19 protein-coding genes are annotated in these 22689 nt (G+C 72.9%); 17 read left to right on the top strand and 2 right to left on the bottom strand.

Features of this window, described 5'->3' with window-relative positions; all coding sequences use genetic code 11:
* Nucleotides 1-984 precede the first annotated feature (984 nt).
* From ACPXCB_RS04755 to prfA, 3 genes are all read left to right on the top strand, one after another.
* The gene (locus ACPXCB_RS04755) at nucleotides 985-4482 is read left to right on the top strand and encodes a phosphodiester glycosidase family protein (protein ID WP_425872527.1); all 3498 of its coding nucleotides are present in this window, start codon (nucleotides 985-987) and stop codon (nucleotides 4480-4482) included.
* Between the two features lie 278 nt (nucleotides 4483-4760).
* A complete protein-coding gene (gene rpmE / locus ACPXCB_RS04750) occupies nucleotides 4761-4985 on the top strand; it encodes a 50S ribosomal protein L31 (protein ID WP_088998650.1) in 225 nt (74 codons plus the stop codon).
* 99 nt (nucleotides 4986-5084) lie between these two features.
* A complete protein-coding gene (gene prfA, locus ACPXCB_RS04745; protein ID WP_425872526.1) occupies nucleotides 5085-6173 on the top strand; it encodes a peptide chain release factor 1 in 1089 nt (362 codons plus the stop codon).
* Between the two features lie 19 nt (nucleotides 6174-6192).
* Here the strand turns inward: prfA and ACPXCB_RS04740 are convergent, their stop codons facing one another.
* Nucleotides 6193-7743, bottom strand: coding sequence for a GGDEF domain-containing protein (locus ACPXCB_RS04740; RefSeq protein WP_425872524.1), 1551 nt, complete (start codon nucleotides 7741-7743; stop codon nucleotides 6193-6195).
* An 81-nt stretch (nucleotides 7744-7824) separates the two neighbouring features.
* Between ACPXCB_RS04740 and prmC the strand changes: the two genes are divergently transcribed.
* From prmC to ACPXCB_RS04720, 4 genes are all read left to right on the top strand, one after another.
* Nucleotides 7825-8763, top strand: coding sequence for a peptide chain release factor N(5)-glutamine methyltransferase (prmC, locus tag ACPXCB_RS04735; protein ID WP_425872884.1), 939 nt, complete (start codon nucleotides 7825-7827; stop codon nucleotides 8761-8763).
* Nucleotides 8763-9407, top strand: coding sequence for an L-threonylcarbamoyladenylate synthase (locus ACPXCB_RS04730; RefSeq protein WP_416606175.1), 645 nt, complete (start codon nucleotides 8763-8765; stop codon nucleotides 9405-9407). The genes prmC and ACPXCB_RS04730 overlap by 1 nt, the downstream gene beginning before the upstream one ends.
* Nucleotides 9408-10019, top strand: coding sequence for a phosphotyrosine protein phosphatase (locus ACPXCB_RS04725; protein ID WP_151452887.1), 612 nt, complete (start codon nucleotides 9408-9410; stop codon nucleotides 10017-10019).
* A 116-nt stretch (nucleotides 10020-10135) separates the two neighbouring features.
* On the top strand, nucleotides 10136-12247 hold the full coding sequence (locus ACPXCB_RS04720) for a transglycosylase domain-containing protein (RefSeq protein WP_425872522.1): 2112 nt from the start codon (nucleotides 10136-10138) through the stop codon (nucleotides 12245-12247).
* 12 nt (nucleotides 12248-12259) lie between these two features.
* Here the strand turns inward: ACPXCB_RS04720 and ACPXCB_RS04715 are convergent, their stop codons facing one another.
* Nucleotides 12260-13753, bottom strand: a complete 1494-nt coding sequence (locus ACPXCB_RS04715) for an SDR family oxidoreductase (protein ID WP_425872520.1) — start codon at nucleotides 13751-13753, stop codon at nucleotides 12260-12262.
* A 35-nt stretch (nucleotides 13754-13788) separates the two neighbouring features.
* On the opposite strand from ACPXCB_RS04715, the gene glyA reads away from it, so the two are divergent.
* The 10 genes from glyA (at nucleotide 13789) to atpD (ending at nucleotide 22557) form a co-directional block, all read left to right on the top strand.
* Nucleotides 13789-15075 (top strand): serine hydroxymethyltransferase, encoded by a 1287-nt coding sequence (gene glyA, locus ACPXCB_RS04710; protein WP_425872518.1) that lies wholly within the window; start codon nucleotides 13789-13791, stop codon nucleotides 15073-15075.
* On the top strand, nucleotides 15072-15503 hold the full coding sequence (locus ACPXCB_RS04705) for a hypothetical protein (protein WP_425872516.1): 432 nt from the start codon (nucleotides 15072-15074) through the stop codon (nucleotides 15501-15503). Before glyA ends, ACPXCB_RS04705 begins: the two co-directional genes overlap by 4 nt.
* Before the next feature lie 164 nt (nucleotides 15504-15667).
* Nucleotides 15668-15889 carry a hypothetical protein gene (locus tag ACPXCB_RS04700; RefSeq protein WP_088998658.1) on the top strand — a complete coding sequence of 74 codons (222 nt, stop codon included), beginning with the start codon at nucleotides 15668-15670 and terminating at the stop codon, nucleotides 15887-15889.
* Nucleotides 15890-16711, top strand: a complete 822-nt coding sequence (gene atpB / locus ACPXCB_RS04695; RefSeq protein ID WP_425872514.1) for a F0F1 ATP synthase subunit A — start codon at nucleotides 15890-15892, stop codon at nucleotides 16709-16711.
* Nucleotides 16712-16804: 93 nt separating this feature from the next.
* A complete protein-coding gene (gene atpE / locus ACPXCB_RS04690) occupies nucleotides 16805-17032 on the top strand; it encodes an ATP synthase F0 subunit C (protein WP_088998660.1) in 228 nt (75 codons plus the stop codon).
* Between the two features lie 31 nt (nucleotides 17033-17063).
* Nucleotides 17064-17594 (top strand): F0F1 ATP synthase subunit B, encoded by a 531-nt coding sequence (locus ACPXCB_RS04685; protein ID WP_425872512.1) that lies wholly within the window; start codon nucleotides 17064-17066, stop codon nucleotides 17592-17594.
* Entirely contained in the window at nucleotides 17594-18415 is an 822-nt protein-coding gene (locus tag ACPXCB_RS04680) for a F0F1 ATP synthase subunit delta (RefSeq protein WP_311412050.1), read from the top strand. The genes ACPXCB_RS04685 and ACPXCB_RS04680 overlap by 1 nt, the downstream gene beginning before the upstream one ends.
* A 92-nt stretch (nucleotides 18416-18507) precedes the next feature.
* Nucleotides 18508-20163, top strand: coding sequence for a F0F1 ATP synthase subunit alpha (gene atpA / locus ACPXCB_RS04675; protein WP_425872510.1), 1656 nt, complete (start codon nucleotides 18508-18510; stop codon nucleotides 20161-20163).
* Nucleotides 20164-20173: 10 nt separating this feature from the next.
* Entirely contained in the window at nucleotides 20174-21103 is a 930-nt protein-coding gene (locus ACPXCB_RS04670; RefSeq protein ID WP_425872508.1) for a F0F1 ATP synthase subunit gamma, read from the top strand.
* On the top strand, nucleotides 21103-22557 hold the full coding sequence (gene atpD, locus ACPXCB_RS04665) for a F0F1 ATP synthase subunit beta (protein ID WP_425872506.1): 1455 nt from the start codon (nucleotides 21103-21105) through the stop codon (nucleotides 22555-22557). The genes ACPXCB_RS04670 and atpD overlap by 1 nt, the downstream gene beginning before the upstream one ends.
* The last annotated feature ends 132 nt before the right edge of the window (nucleotides 22558-22689 follow it).

Here is a 22689-nt window from a genome sequence, read left to right as displayed (position 1 = left end):
TCCCCCACGTCGCCGCGGGGGTCTCCCCCCCCCCGGGTTCCTCCCCCTAGCGGGCCCGGGCCTCGAGGCCGTGCCCTTCTCGCGTCCCCGCCCCAGGTTTCGTGGTGGCCCTTCGGTGCCGGGTACCGGTGTGCCGGGTGCTGCGTGCTGCGTGCCGGCGTCGGGTGCCGCGTGCCGGGCGTCGGGTGCCGCGTGCCGCAGAGGAGCCGCCGGGCTATCCACCTTGCCAGCTCGCGTCGGTGACGATCGGTAACCTTGCCTCGAAGAGCCTCCGATGTGACTCTACGTGACCGAATTTGGGCGCGTGAAGAGCTCGCCAGCCTGCCCGTCGCCTGCTGATGCCCTGTGACCAGGTGATTAGTCGCGGGACGCGATCCGGCCGCACCACCCTTCACGTCCCCTTTGCTCTGCATCCACATAGGCACCGCTTACATAACGTGCCCGGTGCGGATATGGATGCAGAGCAAAGGGGACGGAGCTAGGGGTGGGCCAGCGCAGGGTCACCCACTCTCCGTGACTGAATGTGGGTGGCCGCGAGGCATCGAGCGCACGCCGCGATGTGGGTGGCCGTGACGCCCCGAGCGTGTGCCGCGGTGTGGGTGGCCGTGGGCCCCGAGCGCACGCTGCGATGTGGCCTCCGAGCGCGCTGCGCGGACCCGTGGGGTGCGGTGGTGCGGTCCGTGGGTGTGGCGGTGAGGCCCGTGGTGCGGCGGCAGGGCGCGCGTGCGGCGCGTGCTGCGGGGTTGTGGCTCCGCTTGTGCGGTGCGGGGAGGTGCGGTGCGGGCAGGCGTGGTGCGGTGCGGGGTGGCACGGGTGGCGCGCGGTGTGGGGAGGCGCGCGGTGCGGGGAGGCGCGCGGTGCGGGGCCCACGTCTCGAGGGCGGTGCCGGCAATGGCGGGGACGACCGCCGGAAGGGTGGAGTTTTCCTTCGCTTTGGCCGGTGGGTATTGAAACTTCTATTCACCGTCCGGTTGACTGTCGCCCATGCGTACCCGCAGACGATCCGCCCGGCTCGCAGGCGTCCTGCTGCTGACGCCGCTGCTCACCCTGGCCGGCACTGTGCCGGCGAACGCCGGTGCGCCGGCTCCGGCCACCGACCCGTCCCTCACCGCCGCCGAGGACGCACCGCGCGCCTCCTCGTACTCCGCAGGCTCCGTGACGCTCGCCGGCGACCCGGCCGCGAGCATGTCGGCTGCCGCGGCCCCGACCGGCGTGGAGCCGGCCGGCGGGCTGGAGACGGCGAAGACCACCCGCCCGGTCGCCCCGGGCCTCAATCTGACCTCCTTCGACCGGTACGACGCCGACGGCTGGCTGCGCGCGGACGCGCTGACCGCCGACCTCACTGGCGGCCTCACCGTTGACTACGTCAACTCCGGCGCCGTCAGCCGGGCCGAGCCGCTGCGCGGCGCCGTCGACGCGGCCCGTGCGGTTGCCGCCGTCAACGGCGACTTCTTCGACATCAACAACTCCGGTGCCGCCCAGGGCGTCGGCGTCCGCGACGGCCAGCTGGTCCAGTCCGCGGTCAGCGGGCACCGCAACGCCGTCGCGATCACCACCGAGGGGCTCGGCCGGGTCATCGAGGTGAACTTCGACGGCACCGCGACCCTGCCCACCGGTCCGGTGACGCTGACCCAGTTCAACAACATGATCCAGGCGAACGGGATCGGCGTGTTCACCGCGCTCTGGGGGTCGTACACCCGGCAACGTGCGGTCGAGGGCGCCGCCCGCGTCACGGAGGTCACGGTGGTCGACGGCCGCGTCGCCACCGTCGCCGGCACGGCCGGAAGCGGGGCGGTCCCGGCCGGCACCACCGTGCTGCTCGGCCGCGACGCCGGCGCGGACGCCCTCGCCGGGCTGCGTCCCGGCGACGCGGTGACCGTCGCCTACCGGCCGAAGCCGGCCGACGGCAGCAACCTGCACGCGGCCGTCGGCGGCGGCAACGTGCTGGTCCGCGACGGGGTGGTGCAGAGTATCGCCGACGCGTCGCTGGCCCCGCGCACGTCCGTCGGCTTCTCCGCCGACGGCCGCCGAATGATCATGCTGACGGTGGACGGCCGGCAGGTCGACAGCCGGGGCGTCACCCAGACCGAGATGGGCCGCATGATGGCCGAACTCGGCGCGCACCACGCGCTCAACCTCGACGGCGGCGGCTCCTCGACGCTGCTCGCCCGGGAACCGGGTGCGGCGGCCGTGCAGGTGGAGAACAGCCCGTCCGACGGCAGCGAGCGGGCCGTGCCCAACGGTCTGGCCATCTACGCGCCCAAGGGCAGCGGCCGGCTCACCGGGTACTGGCTGGAGACCGCCAGCGACCCGACCACCGCCCCCGGCGTCGCGCCGGTGCGCGGCGGCCGGCCCGACCGCGTCTTCCCCGGCCTGACCCGCCAGCTCACCGCCGCCGGCCACGACGAGACGTACGGCCCGGCGGCCGGCGCGCCGACGTGGCGGGCCAACCCGGCGGCGCACGGCGTCGTCGACAGCAAGGGCCGCTTCCGGGCCCTCCTGCCCGGAAGCACCACGGTCACCGCCTCGCGGGGCGGGGCCCGTGGCACCCTCGACCTGACCGTGCTCGGGCCGCTGGCCCGGATCGACTCCACGGTGGACCGCGTCGGCCTGACCGGCGCGCAGGGCAGCGCGCTGTTCGGCGTCGTCGGCTACGACGCCGAGGGCAACACCGCCCCCATCGAGCCGGCCGACCTCAAGCTCGACTACGACAGGGACCTGCTGAAGATCGCCCCGACCGCCGACGGCAACCTCGCCGTGACCGCCCTGCGGGACACCGGCTCGGCGCTGGTCACCGTCCACGTCGGCTGGAGCAGCACCGTCCTGCCGGTCACCGTCGGGCTGACCGACGTGCCGGTGGCCGGCTTCGACGACGCGGCGGCCTGGAAGTTCAGCCAGGCGCGGGCCAGCGGCGCGGTCGCGCCCGCGCCGGGTCGCACCGGCACGGGCCTGAAGATGACGTACGACTTCAGCCAGTCCACCGGCACCCGGGCCGCGTACGCGGACCCGCCCGCCTGGATCGAGGTCGCCGGCCAGCCGCAGGCGTTCGGCATGTGGATCCACGGCAACGGCACGGGGGAGTGGCCCAGCCTGCATCTGCACGACGCGCAGGACACCCAGCACGTGCTGCGCGGCCCGCTGATCACGTGGACGGGCTGGAAGTACGTCGAGTTCGCCGTGCCCGCCGGGGTGCAGTACCCGGTGCGGGTCCGCCGGTTCTACGTGGCGGAGACCAACGCCGCCGCGCAGTACCGCAGCGAGGTGATCATCGACGACCTGGTGGCGAAGGTGCCGCCGACGGTCGACGCGCCGGCCGAGAAGCCGCGCACCGACCGGGTGGTGCTGCGCGACGGCACGGTGGACGGGGCACCCTGGCGCTTCGCCGTCCTGTCCGACGCGCAGTTCGTCGCGGCGAACCCGGACAGCGACCTGGTCGCCCAGGCCCGCCGTACGCTCCGCGAGGTCAAGGCGGCGAAGCCGGACTTCCTGGTGATCAACGGCGACTTCGTGGACACCGCCTACCCGGCGGACTTCGCGCTGGCCAAGCGGCTGCTGGACGAGGAACTCGGCGGGGAACTGCCGTACTACTACGTGCCCGGCAACCACGAGATCATGGGCGCCCCGATCGCCAACTTCCGGGCCGCCTTCGGCGACACCGAGCGCACCTTCGACCACAAGGGCACCCGGTTCGTCACGCTGAACTCGTCGACGGGCTCGCTGCGCGGCGGCGGCTTCGACCAGGTGCGGATGCTGCGCGAGGCGCTCGACTCGGCGACCGGTGACCCGGCCGTCAACTCGGTGGTCGTGCTGCACCACCACCCGCCGCGCGACCCCAGCCCGGCCAAGGCCAGCCAGCTCGGCGACCGGAAGGAGGCGGCGCTGCTGGAGCAGTGGCTGGCCGACTTCCAGCACCGCACCGGCAAGGGCGCCGCGTTCGTCGGCGGGCACGTCGGCACCTTCCACGCCGACCGGGTCGACGGGGTGCCGTACCTGATCAACGGCAACTCGGGCAAGAACCCCTCCACCCCCGCCGACCAGGGCGGATTCACCGGGTGGACGGAGTTCGGGGTGGACCCGGTGACTCCGGCCGAGGCCGACCGGGCCCGGCGCAACCCCCTCGTCGAGGGCCCGCGCTGGGTCGCCGCCGAGACGCACGCACACGTCGACGCGCTCACGCTGACCGCCCCGGCCAGCGTCGCGGTCGGCGCCCCGGCGACGGTCACCGCCACGGTGACCCAGCCCGGCGGGCGTACGGTGCCGGTGGCGGCGCCGGTGAGCGCGGACTGGTCCGCCTCGCCGAACGTGCACGTCGGCTCGATCCTCGGGCTGAAGCCCTGGCACGTGGCCCGCTTCGACCCGGCCACCGGCAAGCTCACCGCCCTGCGCCCCGGCGCGCAGGTCAAGCTCGCCGTCGCGGTCAACGGGGCGCGGGCGGAGGCCACCGTCACCCTGACGGCCGCCGCCGCGGCTCCCGCCGCCTGAGATGTAAGGAAGGGCACCTTCCTGTCGCCCAGGCGATGGGAGGGTGCCCTTCCTTACATCCGTGCCGGGACGAATGCCCGGCCAGACGTCGGGAATGCGGGAGGTGGGGCGTGCGTTGTCGATGCCGGACCAGCCGTGCGGCCCGACTGCCGGGTCGGCGTACGCCCATGGCACACTGGTCAATCGGCCACCGGTTCCGGTTCACGCCCGAGCCCGTCGCGCGCCGCGACGGACACCGACGGCGACCCGGCGACCATCCACGAGAGGACCGAGGCGAGATGAAGTCCAACATCCACCCGGAGTACGTGACCACCGAGGTCAGCTGCTCCTGCGGTAACACGTTCACTACCCGCAGCACCGCCAAGGGCGGCTCGATCCACGTCGAGACCTGCAGCGCCTGCCACCCGTTCTACACCGGCAAGCAGCGCGTCCTGGACACCGCGGGCCGGGTGGCGAAGTTCCAGCAGAAGTACGCCAAGGTTCAGGCCAAGAAGGCCAAGTAGCTCCTCGTTCGGCGCCCGCGTCCGGTTTCGTGCCGGACGCGGGCGCCGTCCGTATTCCCCCTGGTCCTGCCCCGTCCCCGTCGAAGGAGCCTCCCCCGCATGAGCAGCGAGCGCCTGGCGGCCCTCCTCGACGAGTACGCCGAGCTGGAGAAGCGGCTGGCGGACCCGGCCATCCACGCCGACCAGAACACCGCCCGCCGGGTCGGCCGCCGGTACGCCGAGCTGGTCCCGCTGCACAAGGCGGCCGGGGAGCTGGAGCAGGCCCGCGCCGACCTAGCCGCCGCCCGGGAACTGGTCGCTGAGGACGCGTCCTTCGCCGCCGAGGCCGAGTCGATCGCGGAGAGCCTGCCGGCGCTGGAGCAGCGGCTGGCGGAGCTGCTGATGCCGCGCGACCCGCACGACGCCAAGGACGTGATCGTCGAGATCAAGGCCGGCGAGGGCGGCGAGGAGTCCGCGCTGTTCGCCGGCGACCTGCTGCGGATGTACACCCGCTACGCCGAGCGGCGCGGCTGGCTCACCGAGGTGCTCGACGCCCAGGACTCGGACCTGGGCGGCGTGAAGGACGTCTCGCTGGCGATCAAGACCAAGGGCGTGCCCGAGGGCGGCAACGGCGTCTGGTCCCGGCTCAAGTGGGAGGGCGGCGTGCACCGGGTGCAGCGCGTACCGGTCACCGAGTCGCAGGGCCGCATCCACACGAGCGCCGCCGGGGTGCTGGTGCTGCCGGAGGCCGAGGACGTCGACGTCACCATCGACCCGAACGAGCTGCGCATCGACGTGTTCCGCTCGTCGGGGCCCGGCGGCCAGTCGGTGAACACCACCGACTCGGCGGTACGGATCACGCACGTGCCGACCGGCATCGTGGTCTCCTGCCAGAACGAGAAGTCCCAGTTGCAGAACCGGGAGCAGGCGATGCGGATCCTGCGCGCCCGACTGCTGGCGGCGGCCCAGGAGCAGGCCGACGCGGCCGCCTCGGACGCCCGCAAGGCGCAGGTGCGCACCGTGGACCGTTCCGAGCGGATCCGCACCTACAACTTCCCGCAGAACCGGATCACCGACCACCGGATCGGCTACACCGCGTACAACCTGGACCTGGCGCTCGCCGGTGACCTGGACGGGGTCCTCGACGCCCTCGTCGAGGCCGACCGCGCCGCCCGCCTCGCCGGCGACACCGAGCTGACCCGCCGCTGACCCCGCCGCCGACGCGCGGTCAGGAGGCGCGGGGGCGGGTCTTCGCCGCCAGCATCGCCCGGTCGGCGGCCTCGAAGGCGGTGCCGAGGGCGTCGCGCAGGCCCGGGCCGGTGGCGCCCACCTCGGCGAAGCCGACGCTGACCCCGACCGGCGTGCCGGGGACCAGCGACTCCCAGTCCTCGGTGCGCACCGCGGCGTCGATGCGGCGGCCCACCTCGGCCGCCTCGGCCATCCCGGCGCCGGGCAGCACCACCACGAACTCGTCCCCGCCGTAGCGGGCCACGAAGTCGCCCCGGCGCATGACCCGGTTGATCACCCCGGCGATGCGCTGGAGCACCAGGTCGCCGGAGTGGTGCCCGTGCCGGGTGTTGACGGCCTTGAAGCCGTCCAGGTCGCAGACGCCGATCACCACCCGGTCGCCGTGGGCGACCAGGGTGGCGATGTAGCGCTCCAGCCGCCGCCGGTTGGGCAGCCCGGTCAGCGGGTCGGTCAACGCCTCGCCCTCGAAGCGGGCCGCCTCGCGGCGCATCTCCTCGTGGTCGATGCGGGCGGCGATGCCGTCGATGTAGACGTCGCGGAGCCGGTCGTTGCGCTGGGCGGCCAGCCGGAACGCCAGCCGGTCGGCCCGGTGCGCGCCCGCGTGGTCGCCGGCGCGGGCCAGGGCGATGCTGCGCAGCCGGGCCGGTTCGGCCGCGCCCAGCGTCTCGGTGGAGACCTGGACGGTGTCCAGCCGGGTGGCGGCCTCGATCGGCCGTCCCTCGGCGACGGCCAGGCAGACCTGGCCGAGCTGGCGCATGTCGCGGGCGCGGGCGCTGTCGCCGCCGTGGCCGAGCAGCCGGGACGGGCCGGCCTTCGGGTCGACGTCCCACCGGTCGCCGAGGGCCGCCCGCCGGGCGGCGGCGTAGCCGTACGCGGCCAGGCTGCTCGGGCGCAGCTTCCCGGCCCGCCCGCTGCCCAGGAACCGGTCCAGGTCGGCGGCGACGTCACGCAGCACCCGCAGGCAGCCGTCGCTGTCGCCGTTGTGGTCCAGGGCGACGGCGTTGCGCAGCCGGATCCCGGGGGCGGCGAAGGTCTCCTCCGGGATCTCGGCGGCGCTGCCGAGCTGCCGCGCCCGTTCGATGGCGCCGAGGGCGTAGCCGTGGAAGCTGAGGTACGAGTAAGCCATCGCCAGGTCGTGCCAGCCCCACGCGGTGTCCCGGTCGGGGTCCGCCACGGCGCCCAACGCCCGGGCGGCCTTCACCAGGTGGGTGACGCAGCGGTCCAGCGCGCCCTGGTGGTGCGCGGCGAGGGCGGCCAGCGCGTTGAGGTGCCCGAGCAGGTAGGGCTCGGCGAGGTCGCGGACGGCGGTGGAGGCCTCCTCGACGGCCCGGGTGTACTCCGCCGTCCGCCCCAGGTTGATCACCGCGGAGAGGCGCTGCACCAGGGCGTCGGCCCGCGCGTACGGGTCGGTGGTGGTGGCGACGACCCGGTCGAGGATCGCGTACGCCTCGGCGGAGCGGCTGGACTCCTGGAGGGCCCGCGCGCGCGTCAGGGCGTCAACCTGGTCGGTGACCCGGTCGAGCCAACCCACCGCGACCTCCTGTCGGTGTGCGTCCGGACGCATCCGCTCGTGATGTCCAGCGCGACGCCCCATGATTATCTCGTGACCACCGTGCCGCAACACCCGTCCGAAGGGACGAGACGGCAGCGCCCTTCCGTGGCGTTGGCCCGGGCGTCCCGGGCCCTCGCCGACGCCGGTATCGCCTCGCCCCGCGCCGAGGCGGAGCAGTTGGCCGCGTACGTGCTGGCGGTGCCCCGGGGGCGGCTGGCGCTGGCCGACGACCTCACGGCCGACCAGCTCGACCGGTTCGACGAGCTGGTCGCGCGGCGGGCCGGGCGGGAACCGTTGCAGCATCTCACGGGCAGCGCCGGCTTCCGGCACCTGGAACTGGCCGTCGGGCCGGGCGTCTTCGTGCCGCGGCCCGAGACGGAGCTGCTCGCCGGCTGGGGGATCGCGCAGGGCCGGCGCCTGGGCGCCGCGCTGGTGGTGGACCTGTGCAGCGGCTCGGGGGCGATCGCCCTCTCGGTGGCCCAGGAGCTGCCGGCGGCCCGGGTGGTGGCGGTGGAACGGTCGGCGGCGGCGCTGCCCTGGCTGCACCGCAACGCGGCGGCGCGGGCCGCCGCGGGGGACCGGCCGATCGAGGTGGTGGCGGCGGACGTCACCGCCGCCGACCTGCTCGCCGACCTGGTGGGCCGGGTCGACGTGCTGCTCTGCAACCCGCCGTACGTGCCGTCGGGGGTGGCCGTACCCCCGGAAGTGGGCCGGCACGACCCGGCGAACGCGGTCTTCGGCGGTGGGGACGGCCTGGCGGTGATCCGCCCGGTGATCGCGCGGGCGGCGGCGCTGCTGCGCCCGGGCGGCGTGTTCGGCGTCGAGCACGACGACACGCACGGCACGGCGGTGCCCGACCTGCTCGCCGCGGACGGCCGGTTCGAGGCGGTCGCCGATCACCCGGACCTGACCGGACGGCCCCGGTTCGCGACCGCGTCCCGCCGGGCGGACGGCCAGCACGCCGCCGTCGCCGCGACGTGGCAGACTGACTCCTCGTGATGCTCTACGACTGCCGGTCGCCCGCCGACCGGGACCGCGGCATCGCCGCTGCCATCGAGGCGGTCAAGAACGGCGAGCTGGTCGTCCTGCCGACGGACACGGTCTACGGGATCGGCGCGGACGCGTTCACCCCGTACGCGGTCAAGGCCCTGCTGGACGCCAAGGGCGGCCGTCAGGTGCCGCCGCCCGTGCTGATCGGCTCCCGGCACACCCTCGACGGCCTGGTCTACTCGCTGCCCCAGGCGGCCCGGGACCTCGTCGAGGCGTTCTGGCCCGGGGCGCTGACCATCATCGTGGCGCACTCGCCCAGCCTGCGCTGGGACCTCGGCGACTCCTCGGGGACGGTGGCGGTGCGGATGCCGCTGCACCCGGTGGCGCTGGAGGTGCTGCGCGAGACCGGCCCGATGGCGGTGGCCTCGGCCAACAAGACCGGCCAGCCGGCCGCCCTCACCGCCGAGGAGGCCCGCGACCAGCTCTCCTACTCGGTGCGGGCCTACCTGGAGGCCGGGCCCTGCCCGGATCCGGTGCCGAGCACGATCGTGGACCTCACCGGCGAGGTGCCGCAGGTCCTCCGCCAGGGCGCCGTCGGGCTGGAGAAGCTCCGCGACGTGGTGCCGGACATCCTCGTCGGACAGGGGGTCTGAGTGCCTCCGTTCACCGTGCTGCACGTGTGCATGGGCAACATCTGCCGCTCCCCGATGGCCGAGCGGCTGCTGGCCCTCGCCGTCCGGGAGCGGCTGGCCCGCCGCGAGGTCGACCCGGAGCGCGCCGACGAGCTGCTGCACAGCCACAGCGCCGGCACCGGTGGCTGGCACGCCGGCGAGGAGATGAACCCGCCGGCGTCGCGCCAGGTGACCTCCCGGGGCGGCAGCGTCGCCGGCTTCGCCGCGCGCAAGCTGCGGTCGGACCACATCGACGCCGCCGACCTCGTCCTGACCGCCACCGCCGACCAGCAGGAGTACGTGGTGGCGCTGCGCCCCGACGCCGAGTCGCGCACGTTCGTGCTGGGCGAGTTCGGCCGGCTGCTCGCCGGCGTGGACGCCGCCGCTCTGCCGGCGGCCGAGGCGACCCCCGACGCGGTGTACGCGCGCGGCGTGGCCCTGGTGGAGGCCGCCCACGCCGCCCGGCTGGGCACCACCTCGCTGCCCACCGACGATCTCGACGATCCGTGGGGGCGTGGCGACCAGTGCTTCAGCCGGGTCGCCGACGAGATCGAGGAGAGCGTCCACCCCCTCGCCGCGGTGCTCCTGCCGTAACCCGCCCGAGGTACCCGCCCGCGTGAGTTTCCTGCGGGTTTGGGGGAAAGGGGCGGTACAGAGGGGCTTTCGGGTCATTCTGAGTGGGTCCTGACCGGCTCCTGCGGGGAGAGCTGATGACCCGGGCACGCCTCGACAAAGTGTTCACCGTGCTGCTCGCCGGCGCGCTGGCCGGGCTGGCGCTCGCAGTGGCGGCCCTCCCGGCCGCGCTGGTCTTCGGGATCGGGTTCTCGGCGCTCGCCGCGCCGTACTCGGAGTTGCCGAACACGCTGCGTACGCCGCCGACGCCCCAGCGCTCGAACCTCTACGCCAACGACGGCACCACGCTGATCACCTCCTTCTACCAGGAGGACCGGGTGGACGTGCCGCTGGCGGAGGTGGCGCCGGTGATGCGGCAGGCGGTCATCGCCGCCGAGGACACCCGGTTCCACGAGCACAGCGGGGTCGACCTGCGCGGCGTGGCGCGGGCCTTCACCGTCAACCGGGGGGCCGGGGAGACCCGGCAGGGCGCGTCCACGCTGACCATGCAGTACGTCCGCAACGTGCTCAGCAACGACCCCCGGCTGAGCGAGCGGCAGCGGGCCGCCGCCACCGAGCTCAGCACCGCGCGCAAGATCCAGGAGATGCGGTACGCGCTGGCCCTGGAGCGGGAGCTGAGCAAGGACGAGATCCTCGCCCGCTACCTGAACATCGCCTACTTCGGCGCGGGCGCGTACGGGGTGGCCGCCGCGAGCCGCCGCTACTTCTCGAAGCCGCCGGCGGACCTCACCCTGGCCGAGGCGGCGCTGCTGGCCGGCCTGGTCCGCTCCCCGCACACCGACGACCCGATCAACGGCGACGCGGACGCGGCGCTCGCCCGCCGGGCGTACGTGCTGGACCGGCTGGTGGAGTCCGGGCAGGTCCCGGCCGAGGCGGCGGACCGGGCCAGGGCGGAGCAGTTGAAGCTGCGCCCGAGCCAGACGCCGAACGACTGCACGGCGGTGCCGGCGGAGCACAACGACTGGGGCTTCTTCTGCGACTGGTTCACCCGCTGGTGGAACGCCCAGCCGGCGTTCGGCGCGACGGTCGACGAGCGGCAGCTCACGCTGCGCCGGGGCGGGTTCTCCATCGTCTCCTCGCTCGACCCGGCGGTGCAGCGCGCCACCACCGAGCAGGTGCGCCGGATCTACTCGGTGGACGACCGCCGGGCGGCCCCGACGGCGGTGGTCCAGCCCGGCACGGGCCGGGTCCTCGCGATGGCGGTGAACCGCAACTACGGCGTGGCCGCCAACCCGGCCGGGCAGAAGAACCACCCGAACACGGTCAACCAGCTGGTCGCCGGGGGCGGGGCGATCGAGGGCTACCAGGCCGGCTCCACGTTCAAGGTCTTCACGATGCTGGCCGCGCTGGAGTCCGGGCTGCCGCTGAGCACGGAGTTCGACGCGCCGGAGCGGATCGTGACCGACTACTCGGCGAGCGGGGCGGCGAGCTGCGACGGGTACTGGTGCCCGCGCAACGCCAGCGACCTGATGGACGGCCGGCACACCATGTGGACCGCCTTCGGCGAGTCGGTCAACACGTACTTCGCCTGGCTGACCGAGCGGGTCGGCGCGGACCGGGTGGTGGAGATGGCCGAGCGGCTCGGCATCGTCTTCCGTGCCGAGGAGGACGCGCGGCTGGCCCGCCACGGCGCGCGCGAGTGGGGGCCGTTCACCCTCGGGGTCTCCGCCACCACCCCGCTCGACCTGGCCGGCGCGTACGCCGCCGTGGCGGCCGAGGGCTCGTGGTGCGCGCCGCTGCCGGTCGTCTCGATCGCCGACGCCGCCGGCCGCCCGGTGGCCGCCGCGCGGACGCACTGCCGGCAGGCGGTGGACCCGGACGTGGCCCGGGCGGCGGTCGACGCGGCCCGCTGCGTGGTCGGCGACCAGTCGATGTACCGGGAGTGCGACGGCGGCACCGCGGAGGGGCTGCGTCGGCAGGTCGGCCGGCCGGTGGCGGGCAAGACGGGCAGCTCGGACGGGTACGCGACGGAGACCGTGGTCGCCTTCACTCCGCAGCTGGCGGTCGCCTCGATCGCCGCGAACCCCGACGACCCGCGCGACGCGGTGGGCCAGCGGGTGCAGGGGCAGCTGGTCGAGGCGGTGGGGGAGGTGCTCGCCTTCGCGCTGCGCGACGAGCCGGTCCGCGACTTCGTGCCGCCCAGCGAGGCGACCGCCTTCCGGCTCACCGGCGCCCGCGCCGGTAACTGAGCCCCGGGCGTCTCAGCGGCGCGGGGACTCGGCCACGGGCCGGCGGGCCGCCTGCTCGGCCTGGCGGGCGATGTTGCGGGCCATCCCGCCGAAGACCACCGCGTGGAAGGGCGCCACCGCGCCCCAGTACGCGTGCCCGGGCAGCCCGCGCGGCAGGAACACCGCCCGCTGCTGGTAGCGGCTGCCCTCGCCGTCCGTCCGGAGCACCCGCATCTCCAGCCAGGCCCGGCCCGGCAGCCGCATCTCGGCGCGCAGCCGCAGCAGCTCGCCGGGCACGATCTCCTCCACCCGCCAGAAGTCCAGCGCCTCGCCGACCTGGAGGCGGTGCGGGTCGCGCCGGCCCCGGCGCAGTCCCACGCCGCCGATCAGCCGGTCCAGCCAGCCGCGGACCGACCAGGCCAGCGGGAACGAGTACCAGCCGTGCTCCCCGCCGACGCCCTCGACGACCCGCCACAGCTGTTCCGGCGGTGCGTGCACCGCCCGCTCGCGGACGTCGGTGTAGGCGGTCCCCCCGGACCACTCCGGGTCGCTGGGCAGCGGCTCGGCCGGCGCGTCGGGGCCGCTCGCGGTCGACCAGCGGGTCTCCACCTCGCCGTCGCGGACCTTCGCCAGGGCCGCCGTGACCGCCTGGTCGAAGCCGGTCAGCCCCTCCGGCGGGTCGGGCACGTAGGCGGCGATGTCGTGCTCGTGGGCGACGGCTTCGTGGACCAGGCTCTCCACCAGCGGGCGGGCGATCGCGTTCGGCACCGGCGTGACGAGCCCGACCCAGTGCGAGGAGAGCGACGGCGTGAGCGGCCGCACGGGCACGATGGTCCGCTGGCGCAGCCCGGCCACCCGCGCGTACCGCTGCATCATGTCCTGGAAGGTGAGGATGTCCGGTCCGCCGATGTCGAAGGCGCGGTTGACCTCCGGCGGCAGGTGCGCGCAGCCGGCCAGGTAGCGCAGCACGTCCCGGACGGCGATCGGCTGGATCCGGTTGCGGACCCAGCGGGGGGTGACCATGGCCGGCAGCCGCTCGGTCAGGTAGCGCAGCATCTCGAACGAGGCCGACCCGGACCCGATGATGACCGCGGCCCGCAGCACCGCCGTCGGCACCCCGCTGTCGAGCAGGATCCGTCCCACCTCGGCCCGGGAGCGCAGGTGCGCCGACGGGACCTCCCGGTCCGCCGCCGGCTCCGGCCCGCCCAGGTAGACGATCCGGCGTACGCCGGCGGCGCGCGCGGCCTCGGCGAACCGGGTGGCGGCCTCGCGGTCGGCGGCCTCGAAGCCGGCCTGGCCGAGCGAGTGCACCAGGTAGTAGGCGACGTCCACGCCCTCGAACGCGGCCGGCAGCGTCTCCGGCGCGCGCAGGTCGCCCTCGACGATCTCCGTCCGCGCCGCCCACGGCACGTCCCGCAGCCGTCCCGCCTTGCGGGCGAGGCAGCGCACCGTGTGCCCCTCGACCAGCAGCCGGGGCGCCAGCCGCCCGCCGATGTAACCCGTCGCTCCCGTGACCAGGCATCTCACGGTCTCCAGTGTGCGGCCCAATAGACTCTGGCGTCGTGGCTACTGACACGAGCACCTTCTGGGGGCCGGACTTCGACCAGCTCCGCGCGACCGACCCGGAGATCGCCGGGGTGGTGCTCGGCGAGCTGGACCGGCTCCGGGGCGGCCTGCAACTGATCGCCAGCGAGAACCTCACCTCGCCAGCGGTGCTGGCCGCGCTCGGCTCGACCCTGACCAACAAGTACGCCGAGGGCTACCCGGGCCGGCGCTACTACGGCGGCTGCGCCGAGGTCGACCGGGCCGAGGAGATCGGCATCGCACGGGCGAAGGAGCTCTTCGGCGCGGAGCACGCCAACCTCCAGCCGCACTCGGGGGCGAGCGCCAACCTGGCCGCGTACGCGGCACTGGTCCAGCCGGGGGACACGGTGCTCGCCATGGACCTGCCGCACGGCGGCCACCTCACCCACGGCAGCCGGGTCAACTTCTCCGGCAAGTGGTTCCACACGGTCGGCTACACGGTCCGGCGGGACACCGAGCTGATCGACTACGACGAGGTACGCGACCTGGCCCTCGCGCACCGGCCCAAGATGATCATCTGTGGGGCGACGGCGTACCCGCGGTTGATCGACTTCGCGCGGTTCCGCGAGATCGCCGACGAGGTCGGGGCGTACCTGATGGTCGACGCCGCGCACTTCATCGGGCTGGTCGCCGGGAAGGCCGTCCCGTCGCCGGTGCCGCACGCCGACGTCGTCTGCCTCACCACGCACAAGGTGCTGCGCGGGCCGCGCGGCGGCATGATCCTGTGCCGGGAGTCGCTGGCCCAGCGCATCGACAAGGCGGTCTTCCCGTTCACCCAGGGCGGCCCGCTGATGCACGTCGTCGCCGCCAAGGCGGTCGCGCTGCGCGAGGCCGCCCAGCCCGAGTTCCGGGCCTACGCAGAGCGCGTGGTGGCGAACGCGCGGACGCTGGCCGCCGGGCTGGCCGACGAGGGAATGCGCCCGGTCTCCGGGGGCACCGACACCCACCTCGCCCTGATCGACCTGCGCGAGGTCGGGGTCACCGGCGCGGACGCCGAGGCGCGCTGCGACGCCGCCGGCATCACCCTGAACAAGAACGCGATCCCGTACGACCCGCAGAAGCCGATGGTCGCCTCGGGCGTCCGGGTGGGTACCCCGAGCGTCACCACCCAGGGCATGCGCGAGCCGGAGATGCGCCAGGTCGCCTCGCTGATCGCCCGCGCCGTGCGCACCGATCCGGCCGCCCCCGGGGGCGCCGACACGCTCGCCGGGCTCGCCGGCGAGGTCGCCGAGCTGGTCGCCGCCTTCCCGGCGTACCCCCGATGAGCGAGCCGCGCGCGGGCGAGCCGGGCGCCATCCGGTCCCGGCTGCCGCACCTGCGCCTGCCGTTGCTGGCCTGCGCGGTGCTCGCGCTGGTCGGGGTCCCGGCCGCGGCGGTGCTGCGGGGCGGCACCGGCGCGGCCGGGGTGGCCGCCGGGATCGCGCTGGTCGTCGTCAGCTACCTGGTCTCCGGCCTCTCGGTGGCCTGGGCCGATGCCGTCAACCCTCGGATGATCATGTCGGTGGGGCTGGTCACCTACGCCACGAAGATCGTGGTGCTCGGCGTCGCGATGGCCGCCGTGGCGGCCACCGGCTGGCCCGGCCTGCCGGACATGGGGGTGGCGATCATCGCGGCCGTGGTGGTCTGGACGGGCGCCCACCTGGCGTGGGCCATGCGTACGCCGCTGCCCACATTCGAGCGACGCGGTGAGTGAGCGTTCTGTCGGATCTGCGTCCGGCATTTCGGGCTGCCGCGGCGGGCCGCACGGGAGTAACCTGACCAACGACTTTCGCGCCCGCACCATGGCCCGCACGCTGTCCGCAGTGTGGGGGGTGCCGCACACTCCCGCGCGTCCCTGCTGATATTGTTCGCCACGTCATGGCCGAAGACCCACACCCCCGCAGGTCCGACGACCCTTCGTCGGAAGGCGCGGCAGGGGCCGTCCTGGGCTACCTACTCGCCGGCATCGTGGTGTGGGGCTTCCTCGGGTGGTTGGCGGAGCGACTTCTCGATCTGCGAACCGGCGTCGGGGTCGCCCTCGGCATGATCTTCGGCGCGGCCGGAGCGATTTACCTGATCATGAAGAGGCTCAGTGCTTGAGTGCCAGCACGCGCGGGTCTGTCGAGTGCGGAGGATGACACGGTGAGTGGACAGCTCGTCGCCGCCGAGGGGCTTCCCTGGCCCCCCAGCGTCGGAGATTTCTACCCGCCGGACGTGGCTGGCCCCTGGGTCACCAAGTTCGGGATCATGGTCTGGCTCGCGGTCGCGCTGCTGACCATCTTCTTCATGCTCGCCTACCGGAAGCCCAAGCTGGTCCCCGGTAAGGCCCAGTGGTACGCGGAGTCGGTCTACGGCCTGGTCCGGGACAACATCGCCCGCGAGCAGATGGGCAACGCGGGCATCCGCTTCGCGCCCTACTTCACGGTGCTGTTCAGCTTCATCGTGCTGACCAACCTCTTCGCCATCGTGCCCGGGTTGCAGATCTCGCCGAACTCGCACATCGCGTTCCCCATCGTGCTCGCCGCGATCTCCTACGTGATGTACCTCTACATCGGCGCCCGCAAGCACGGTCTCGGCAAGTACCTCAAGATGAGCCTGATCATCCCGAACGTGCCGTGGCCCATGCACATCCTGCTGATCCCGATCGAGTTCATGCAGACGTTCATCGTCCGGCCCGTCACGCTGGCCCTGCGGCTCTTCGCGAACCTGTTCGCCGGCCACCTGCTGCTGCTGGTCTTCACCATCGGCGGCTTCGTGATGCTCAACTCGAGCAGCCTGTTCATCCAGGTGACCTCGGTCTTCTCCTTCCTGATGGCGATCGTGATGGCCTTCTTCGAGGTGCTGGTCGCCGTCCTGCAGGCCTACGTCTTCGTCACGCTGAGCGCGAACTACATCGGAAGTTCGCTCGCCGACGAGCACTGATCGGGCTCGGCGGGCCGCCCGGCCCGACCAAGCTTCTGGTACCGACCCGCGTACGCGTGAGCCCTCACGCGTCGAACAGGAGGAATACCCGCAATGACTGTTCTTGCCGAGATCGGCGGTAGCGTCAACACCATCGGCTACGGCCTCGCCGCCATCGGCCCCGGTATCGGTGTCGCCCTGGTCTTCGCGGCCTACATCCAGTCGAGCGCGCGCCAGCCGGAGTCCGCCGGCTACAACCGCACCTGGCTGATCCTGGGCTTCGCCCTGGTCGAGGCGCTCGCGCTGTTCGGCCTGGTGCTCGCCTTCGCTGTCGGCGGCTGACGAAAGCTCTCTCCCGACCCGGAGGTCTGACATGTTCATCGCCGCAGAAGGTGTGGAGCACAACCCGATCCTGCCCATCTGGCAGGAGATGGTCGTCGGGACCATCGCCTTCGCCCTGCTCTGCTTCGTCCTGCTGAAGTTCGTCATGCCCCGCATGGAGGCGATGTACCAGGCGCGGGTCGACGCGATCGAGGGTGGCCTCAAGCGGGCCGAGGCCGCCCAGGCCGAGGCGAACCAGGTGCTCGAGCAGTACCGGGCCCAGCTCGCCGAGGTGCGTACCGAGGCGGCCCGGATCCGGGACGACGCCCGGGCCGACGCCGAGGGCATCCGCCAGGACATCCTCGCCAAGGCGCGGGAGGAGTCCGATCGGATCGTCGCGGCCGGCAAGGAGCAGCTCGCCGCCGAGCGCGCCACCATCGTGCGCGAACTGCGCACCGAGGTCGGCACGCTCGCGGTCGACCTGGCCAGCAAGATCGTCGGTGAGTCCCTCGCCGACGAGGCGCGCCGCAAGGGCACCGTCGACCGGTTCCTGAGCAACCTCGAGAGCGCGGGGGCCCGCTGATGCAGGCCGCCAGCCGGGAGTCGTACAAGGTCGCGGCCGAGCGCCTCGACGCGTACGTCCGCGGTGCGGAGCCGTCGGCGGTGGCCACCACCGCCGACGCCATCCTCTCCGTCGCCAACCTGCTGCGGCGCGAGCCGCGGCTGCGCCGGGCGCTCTCCGACCCGGCCCGCACCGGTGCCGACCGTGCCGGGCTGCTCGGCGAGCTGCTGCGCGGCAAGGTCGACGCCGAGGCGCTGGACCTGATCGCCTCGTTGGTCGCCGGCCGCTGGTCGGCGCCCTCGGAGCTGCTCGACGCCGCCGAGCGGCTGGGCGTCGACGCTCTCCTGGCGGGCGCCGACTCCGCGGGCGAGCTGGGCGAGGTCGAGGACGAGCTGTTCCGCTTCGGGCAGGTCGTCGCCGGTTCGCCGGGGCTGTCCAGCGCGCTCTCCGACCCGACCGTCCCGGCCGAGCGGCGGGCCACGCTGGTCGACCAGCTGCTCGCCGGCAAGGCCCGGCCGGTCACCGGCTACCTCGTCGGGGTCGCGCTCGCCGGGTTCGGTGGACGCAACTTCGCCGGGGCGCTCACCCGGCTGGTCGAGCTGGCCGCCGACCGGCGGGACCGGCAGGTGGCGTACGTGACCGCCGCGGCCCCGTTGAGTGAAGAGGACGAGCGCCGGCTGGGCGCGAGTCTCTCCGCGATATACGGTCGGGAGGTCTCCGTCAAGCAGACGGTGGACCCCTCGGTTCTCGGTGGCGTGAGCGTACGGGTCGGTTCCGACCTGTACGACGGCACCGTCCTGCGCCGCCTCAACGAGAGCCGCAACGCGCTCGCGAAGCGCTGAGGCGGCACCCCCGCTCAGCGCCTGTGAATAGACGCCATTCGGACCGGTCGGTACTTGGTATCCCGGGCCCCTGATACTTAAGGAAGCAGAGGATGGCCGAGCTGACCATCTCGACGGAGGAGATCCGCGGCGCCCTGGAGCGCTACGTCTCCTCCTACTCGTCCGCACTCTCCCGCGAGGAGGTCGGCACCGTCGCCGACACCGGCGACGGCATCGCCCACGTCGAGGGTCTCCCCTCGACCATGACCAACGAGCTCCTGGAGTTCGAGGACGGCACGCTGGGTGTGGCGCTGAACCTCGACGTCCGGGAGATCGGTGTCGTCGTTCTCGGTGACTCCGCCAAGCTCGAAGAGGGCCAGCGCGTCAAGCGCACCGAGCGGGTGCTCTCCGTGCCGGTCGGCGACGCCTTCCTCGGCCGCGTGGTCAACGCGCTCGGCCAGCCGATCGACGGGCTCGGCGACATCGCCAACGAGGGCTTCCGCGAGCTGGAGCTCCAGGCCCCGAACGTGATGTCCCGGCAGTCCGTCGACGAGCCGCTGCAGACCGGTCTCAAGGCCGTCGACGCCATGACCCCGATCGGCCGCGGTCAGCGTCAGCTGATCATCGGCGACCGGAAGACCGGCAAGACCACGGTCGCGCTGGACACCATCCTCAACCAGCGGGACAACTGGCGCTCCGGCGACCCGAAGAAGCAGGTCCGCTGCATCTACGTCGCCATCGGCCAGAAGGCCTCCACGGTCGCCTCGATCAAGGGCGTCCTGGAGCAGGCGGGCGCGATGGAATACACCACCATCGTCGCCTCCCCGGCCTCCGACCCGGCCGGCTTCAAGTACCTCGCCCCCTACACCGGCTCGTCCATCGGGCAGCACTGGATGTACGGCGGCAAGCACGTCCTGATCGTCTTCGACGACCTGAGCAAGCAGGCTGAGGCGTACCGCGCCGTGTCCCTGCTGCTGCGTCGCCCGCCGGGCCGCGAGGCGTACCCGGGTGACGTCTTCTACCTGCACTCCCGCCTGCTGGAGCGCTGCGCGAAGCTCTCCGACGAGCTGGGCGGCGGCTCGATGACCGGCCTGCCGATCATCGAGACGAAGGCCAACGACATCTCGGCCTTCATCCCGACCAACGTCATCTCCATCACCGACGGCCAGATCTTCCTGGAGACCGACCTGTTCAACCAGGGCGTCCGGCCGGCCATCAACGTCGGCACCTCGGTCTCCCGGGTCGGTGGCGCCGCGCAGGTGAAGCCGATGCGGAAGGTCGCCGGTTCGCTGCGGCTCAACCTGGCCCAGTTCCGCGAGTTGGAGGCGTTCGCCGCCTTCGCCTCCGACCTGGACAAGACCTCCCGGGCCCAGCTGGACCGCGGTTCCCGCCTGGTCGAGCTGCTCAAGCAGGCGAACTACTCGCCGTACCCGGTGCAGGAGCAGGTCGTCTCGGTCTGGGCCGGCACCGAGGGCAAGCTGGACGACGTCCCGGTCGGCGAGATCCGTCGCTTCGAGTCGGAGTTCCTGCAGTACCTCCGGCACAAGCACGAGGGCGTGCTGGCCTCGATCGCCGACAACCAGTGGAACGACGACATCATCAGCTCCCTGGACTCCGCCATCGCCGAGTTCAAGCAGGTCTTCCTCGGCAAGGAGGACGAGCGGCGGATCAACGACGCGCCGGCCGCGCCGCTGGAGGGCGAGCAGGACCGCGAGACGGTGAGCCGCTTCCGCGACGGCACGGGTGACCGCCCGGCCGAGAACCGGTAAGGGCTGATTCATGGCGGCCCAGGTTCGCGTTCTTCGTCAGCGGATCCGCTCGGCGAAGGGGATGAAGAAGATCACCAAGGCGATGGAGCTCGTGGCGACGAGCCGCATCGCCAAGGCCCAGGCCCGGGTGGCGGCGTCCCTGCCGTACGCCCAGGCGGTCACCGGCGTGCTCACGGCGCTGGCGTCCAACGCGCGGATCGACCACCCGCTGCTCACCCCGCGCGAGCGGGTGCGGCGGGCGGGCGTCCTGCTGGTCACCTCCGACCGCGGCCTCGCCGGCGGCTACAGCTCCAACGCCATCAAGATGGCCGAGTCGCTGATCGCCCGGCTGCGCGCCGACGGCAAGGAGCCGGTGCTCTACGTCATCGGGCGCAAGGGTGTCGGGTTCTTCCGGTTCCGTGACCGGCCGATCGAGGCCAACTGGACCGGGTTCTCGGAGCAGCCGACGTTCGCCGACGCCCGCGCCGTGGGCGAGACGCTGATCAAGGCGTTCACCGCCGGTGCGGACGACGTCGACGGTGGCGCCGGGGCGGACGGGGTGCTCGGCGTGGACGAGCTGCACATCGTCTACACCGAGTTCCACTCCCTGATGACGCAGACCCCGGTCACCCGGATCATGGGCCCCATGCAGGTGGAGGACCGGCCCCGGTCCGAGGGTGCGCTGCCGGCCTACGAGTTCGAGCCGGACGCGGAGGCGCTGCTCGACGCGCTGCTGCCGAAGTACATCAACACGCGGATCTACGCGGCGTTGCTGGAGTCGGCGGCAAGCGAGTCGGCGGCCCGTCGGCGGGCGATGAAGAGCGCCACCGACAACGCCGAAGAGATGATCGAGAAGTACACGCGTGAGATGAACTCGGCCCGCCAGGCCGGGATCACCCAGGAGATCAGCGAGATCGTCGGCGGCGCTAACGCGCTGGCCGCGTCGGGAAGTGAAGTGTGATGACTGTATCCGCAGTTGCTGGTGGACCAGCTGAGACCAAGACGGCCACGGGTCGCGTGGTCCGGGTCATCGGCCCGGTCGTCGACGCCGAGTTCCCGCGCGACGCCATGCCGGCCCTGTTCAACGCCCTGCACGTGGACGTGACGCTCTCCGGCGGCGAGAAGACGCTGACCCTGGAGGTCGCCCAGCACCTGGGTGACAACATGGTCCGCGCCATCTCGATGCAGCCGACCGACGGCCTGGTCCGCGGCACCGAGGTGCGTGACACCGGTTCGCCGATCACCGTTCCGGTGGGCGACACGGTCAAGGGCCACGTGTTCAACGCGATCGGCGAGTGCCTCAACCTCACCGAGGGCGAGACGCTCCAGCCGGACGACCACTGGGGCATCCACCGCAAGGCCCCGGCCTTCGCGGACCTGGAGCCGAAGACCGAGATGCTGGAGACCGGCATCAAGGTCATCGACCTGCTCGCCCCGTACGTCAAGGGCGGCAAGATCGGCCTGTTCGGCGGTGCCGGCGTCGGCAAGACGGTGCTCATCCAGGAGATGATCACCCGTGTCGCCCGGAACTTCGGTGGTACCTCGGTCTTCGCCGGCGTGGGTGAGCGCACCCGCGAGGGCAACGACCTCATCGCCGAGATGACCGAGTCCGGCGTCATCGACAAGACCGCGCTGGTCTACGGCCAGATGGACGAGCCGCCGGGCACCCGGCTGCGGGTCGCCCTGTCGGCGCTGACCATGGCGGAGTACTTCCGCGACGTCAAGAAGCAGGAGGTGCTGCTCTTCATCGACAACATCTTCCGCTTCACCCAGGCCGGCTCCGAGGTCTCCACCCTGCTCGGCCGCATGCCGAGCGCGGTGGGCTACCAGCCGACCCTGGCCGACGAGATGGGCGAGCTCCAGGAGCGGATCACCTCCGTCCGGGGTCAGGCCATCACCTCGATGCAGGCGATCTACGTGCCGGCGGACGACTACACCGACCCCGCCCCGGCCACCACGTTCGCCCACCTCGACGCGACCACCAACCTGGAGCGGTCGATCTCCGACAAGGGCATCTACCCGGCCGTGGACCCGCTGGCGTCCTCGTCCCGGATCCTCGCCCCGGAGTTCGTCGGCGCCGAGCACTTCGCGGTGGCGACCGAGGTGAAGCGGATCCTGCAGAAGTACAAGGACCTGCAGGACATCATCGCCATCCTCGGTATCGAGGAGCTCTCCGAGGAAGACAAGATCACCGTGCAGCGCGCGCGGCGCATCGAGCGCTTCCTGTCGCAGAACACCTACGCGGCGGAGCAGTTCACCGGCGTGCCGGGCTCGACGGTCCCGATCGAGGAGACCATCGAGGCCTTCCGGAAGATCAGCGAGGGCGAGTACGACCACTTCCCCGAGCAGGCCTTCTTCATGTGCGGCGGTCTCGAGGACCTGGAGCGCAAGGCAGCCGAGCTCATGAAGAGCTGACCTGTCGGTCCTGACGAAAGGCCGCCCCGGCAACGCCGGGGCGGCCTTTCGTCCGTTTTTGGACCCGGTGATTGCCGCTGCCCGGTTCCGCGTGGTCGGCGATCATGCCGTACCCGAGGTACCGTCGATCCG

Source organism: Micromonospora sp. DT62 (genome assembly GCF_049847285.1).
Classification (GTDB): Bacteria; Actinomycetota; Actinomycetes; order Mycobacteriales; family Micromonosporaceae; genus Micromonospora; species Micromonospora reichwaldensis.
Note: the sequence above shows the minus strand (reverse complement) of the source record. Positions and strands in the feature narration are given on the sequence as shown.

Bases quoted from the DNA above. Each gene is read 5' to 3' on its own strand.
- prfA (WP_425872526.1), top strand. From the start codon at position 5,085: ATGAGCAGCGAGCGCCTGGCGGCCCTCCTCGACGAGTACGCCGAGCTG.
- ACPXCB_RS04700 (WP_088998658.1), top strand. From the start codon at position 15,668: ATGGCCGAAGACCCACACCCCCGCAGGTCCGACGACCCTTCGTCGGAA.
- rpmE (WP_088998650.1), top strand. From the start codon at position 4,761: ATGAAGTCCAACATCCACCCGGAGTACGTGACCACCGAGGTCAGCTGC.
- ACPXCB_RS04720 (WP_425872522.1), top strand. From the start codon at position 10,136: ATGACCCGGGCACGCCTCGACAAAGTGTTCACCGTGCTGCTCGCCGGC.
- ACPXCB_RS04670 (WP_425872508.1), top strand. From the start codon at position 20,174: ATGGCGGCCCAGGTTCGCGTTCTTCGTCAGCGGATCCGCTCGGCGAAG.
- ACPXCB_RS04705 (WP_425872516.1), top strand. From the start codon at position 15,072: ATGAGCGAGCCGCGCGCGGGCGAGCCGGGCGCCATCCGGTCCCGGCTG.
- atpD (WP_425872506.1), top strand. From the start codon at position 21,103: ATGACTGTATCCGCAGTTGCTGGTGGACCAGCTGAGACCAAGACGGCC.
- ACPXCB_RS04680 (WP_311412050.1), top strand. From the start codon at position 17,594: ATGCAGGCCGCCAGCCGGGAGTCGTACAAGGTCGCGGCCGAGCGCCTC.
- ACPXCB_RS04685 (WP_425872512.1), top strand. From the start codon at position 17,064: ATGTTCATCGCCGCAGAAGGTGTGGAGCACAACCCGATCCTGCCCATC.
- atpE (WP_088998660.1), top strand. From the start codon at position 16,805: ATGACTGTTCTTGCCGAGATCGGCGGTAGCGTCAACACCATCGGCTAC.
- ACPXCB_RS04755 (WP_425872527.1), top strand. From the start codon at position 985: ATGCGTACCCGCAGACGATCCGCCCGGCTCGCAGGCGTCCTGCTGCTG.
- atpA (WP_425872510.1), top strand. From the start codon at position 18,508: ATGGCCGAGCTGACCATCTCGACGGAGGAGATCCGCGGCGCCCTGGAG.
- ACPXCB_RS04730 (WP_416606175.1), top strand. From the start codon at position 8,763: ATGCTCTACGACTGCCGGTCGCCCGCCGACCGGGACCGCGGCATCGCC.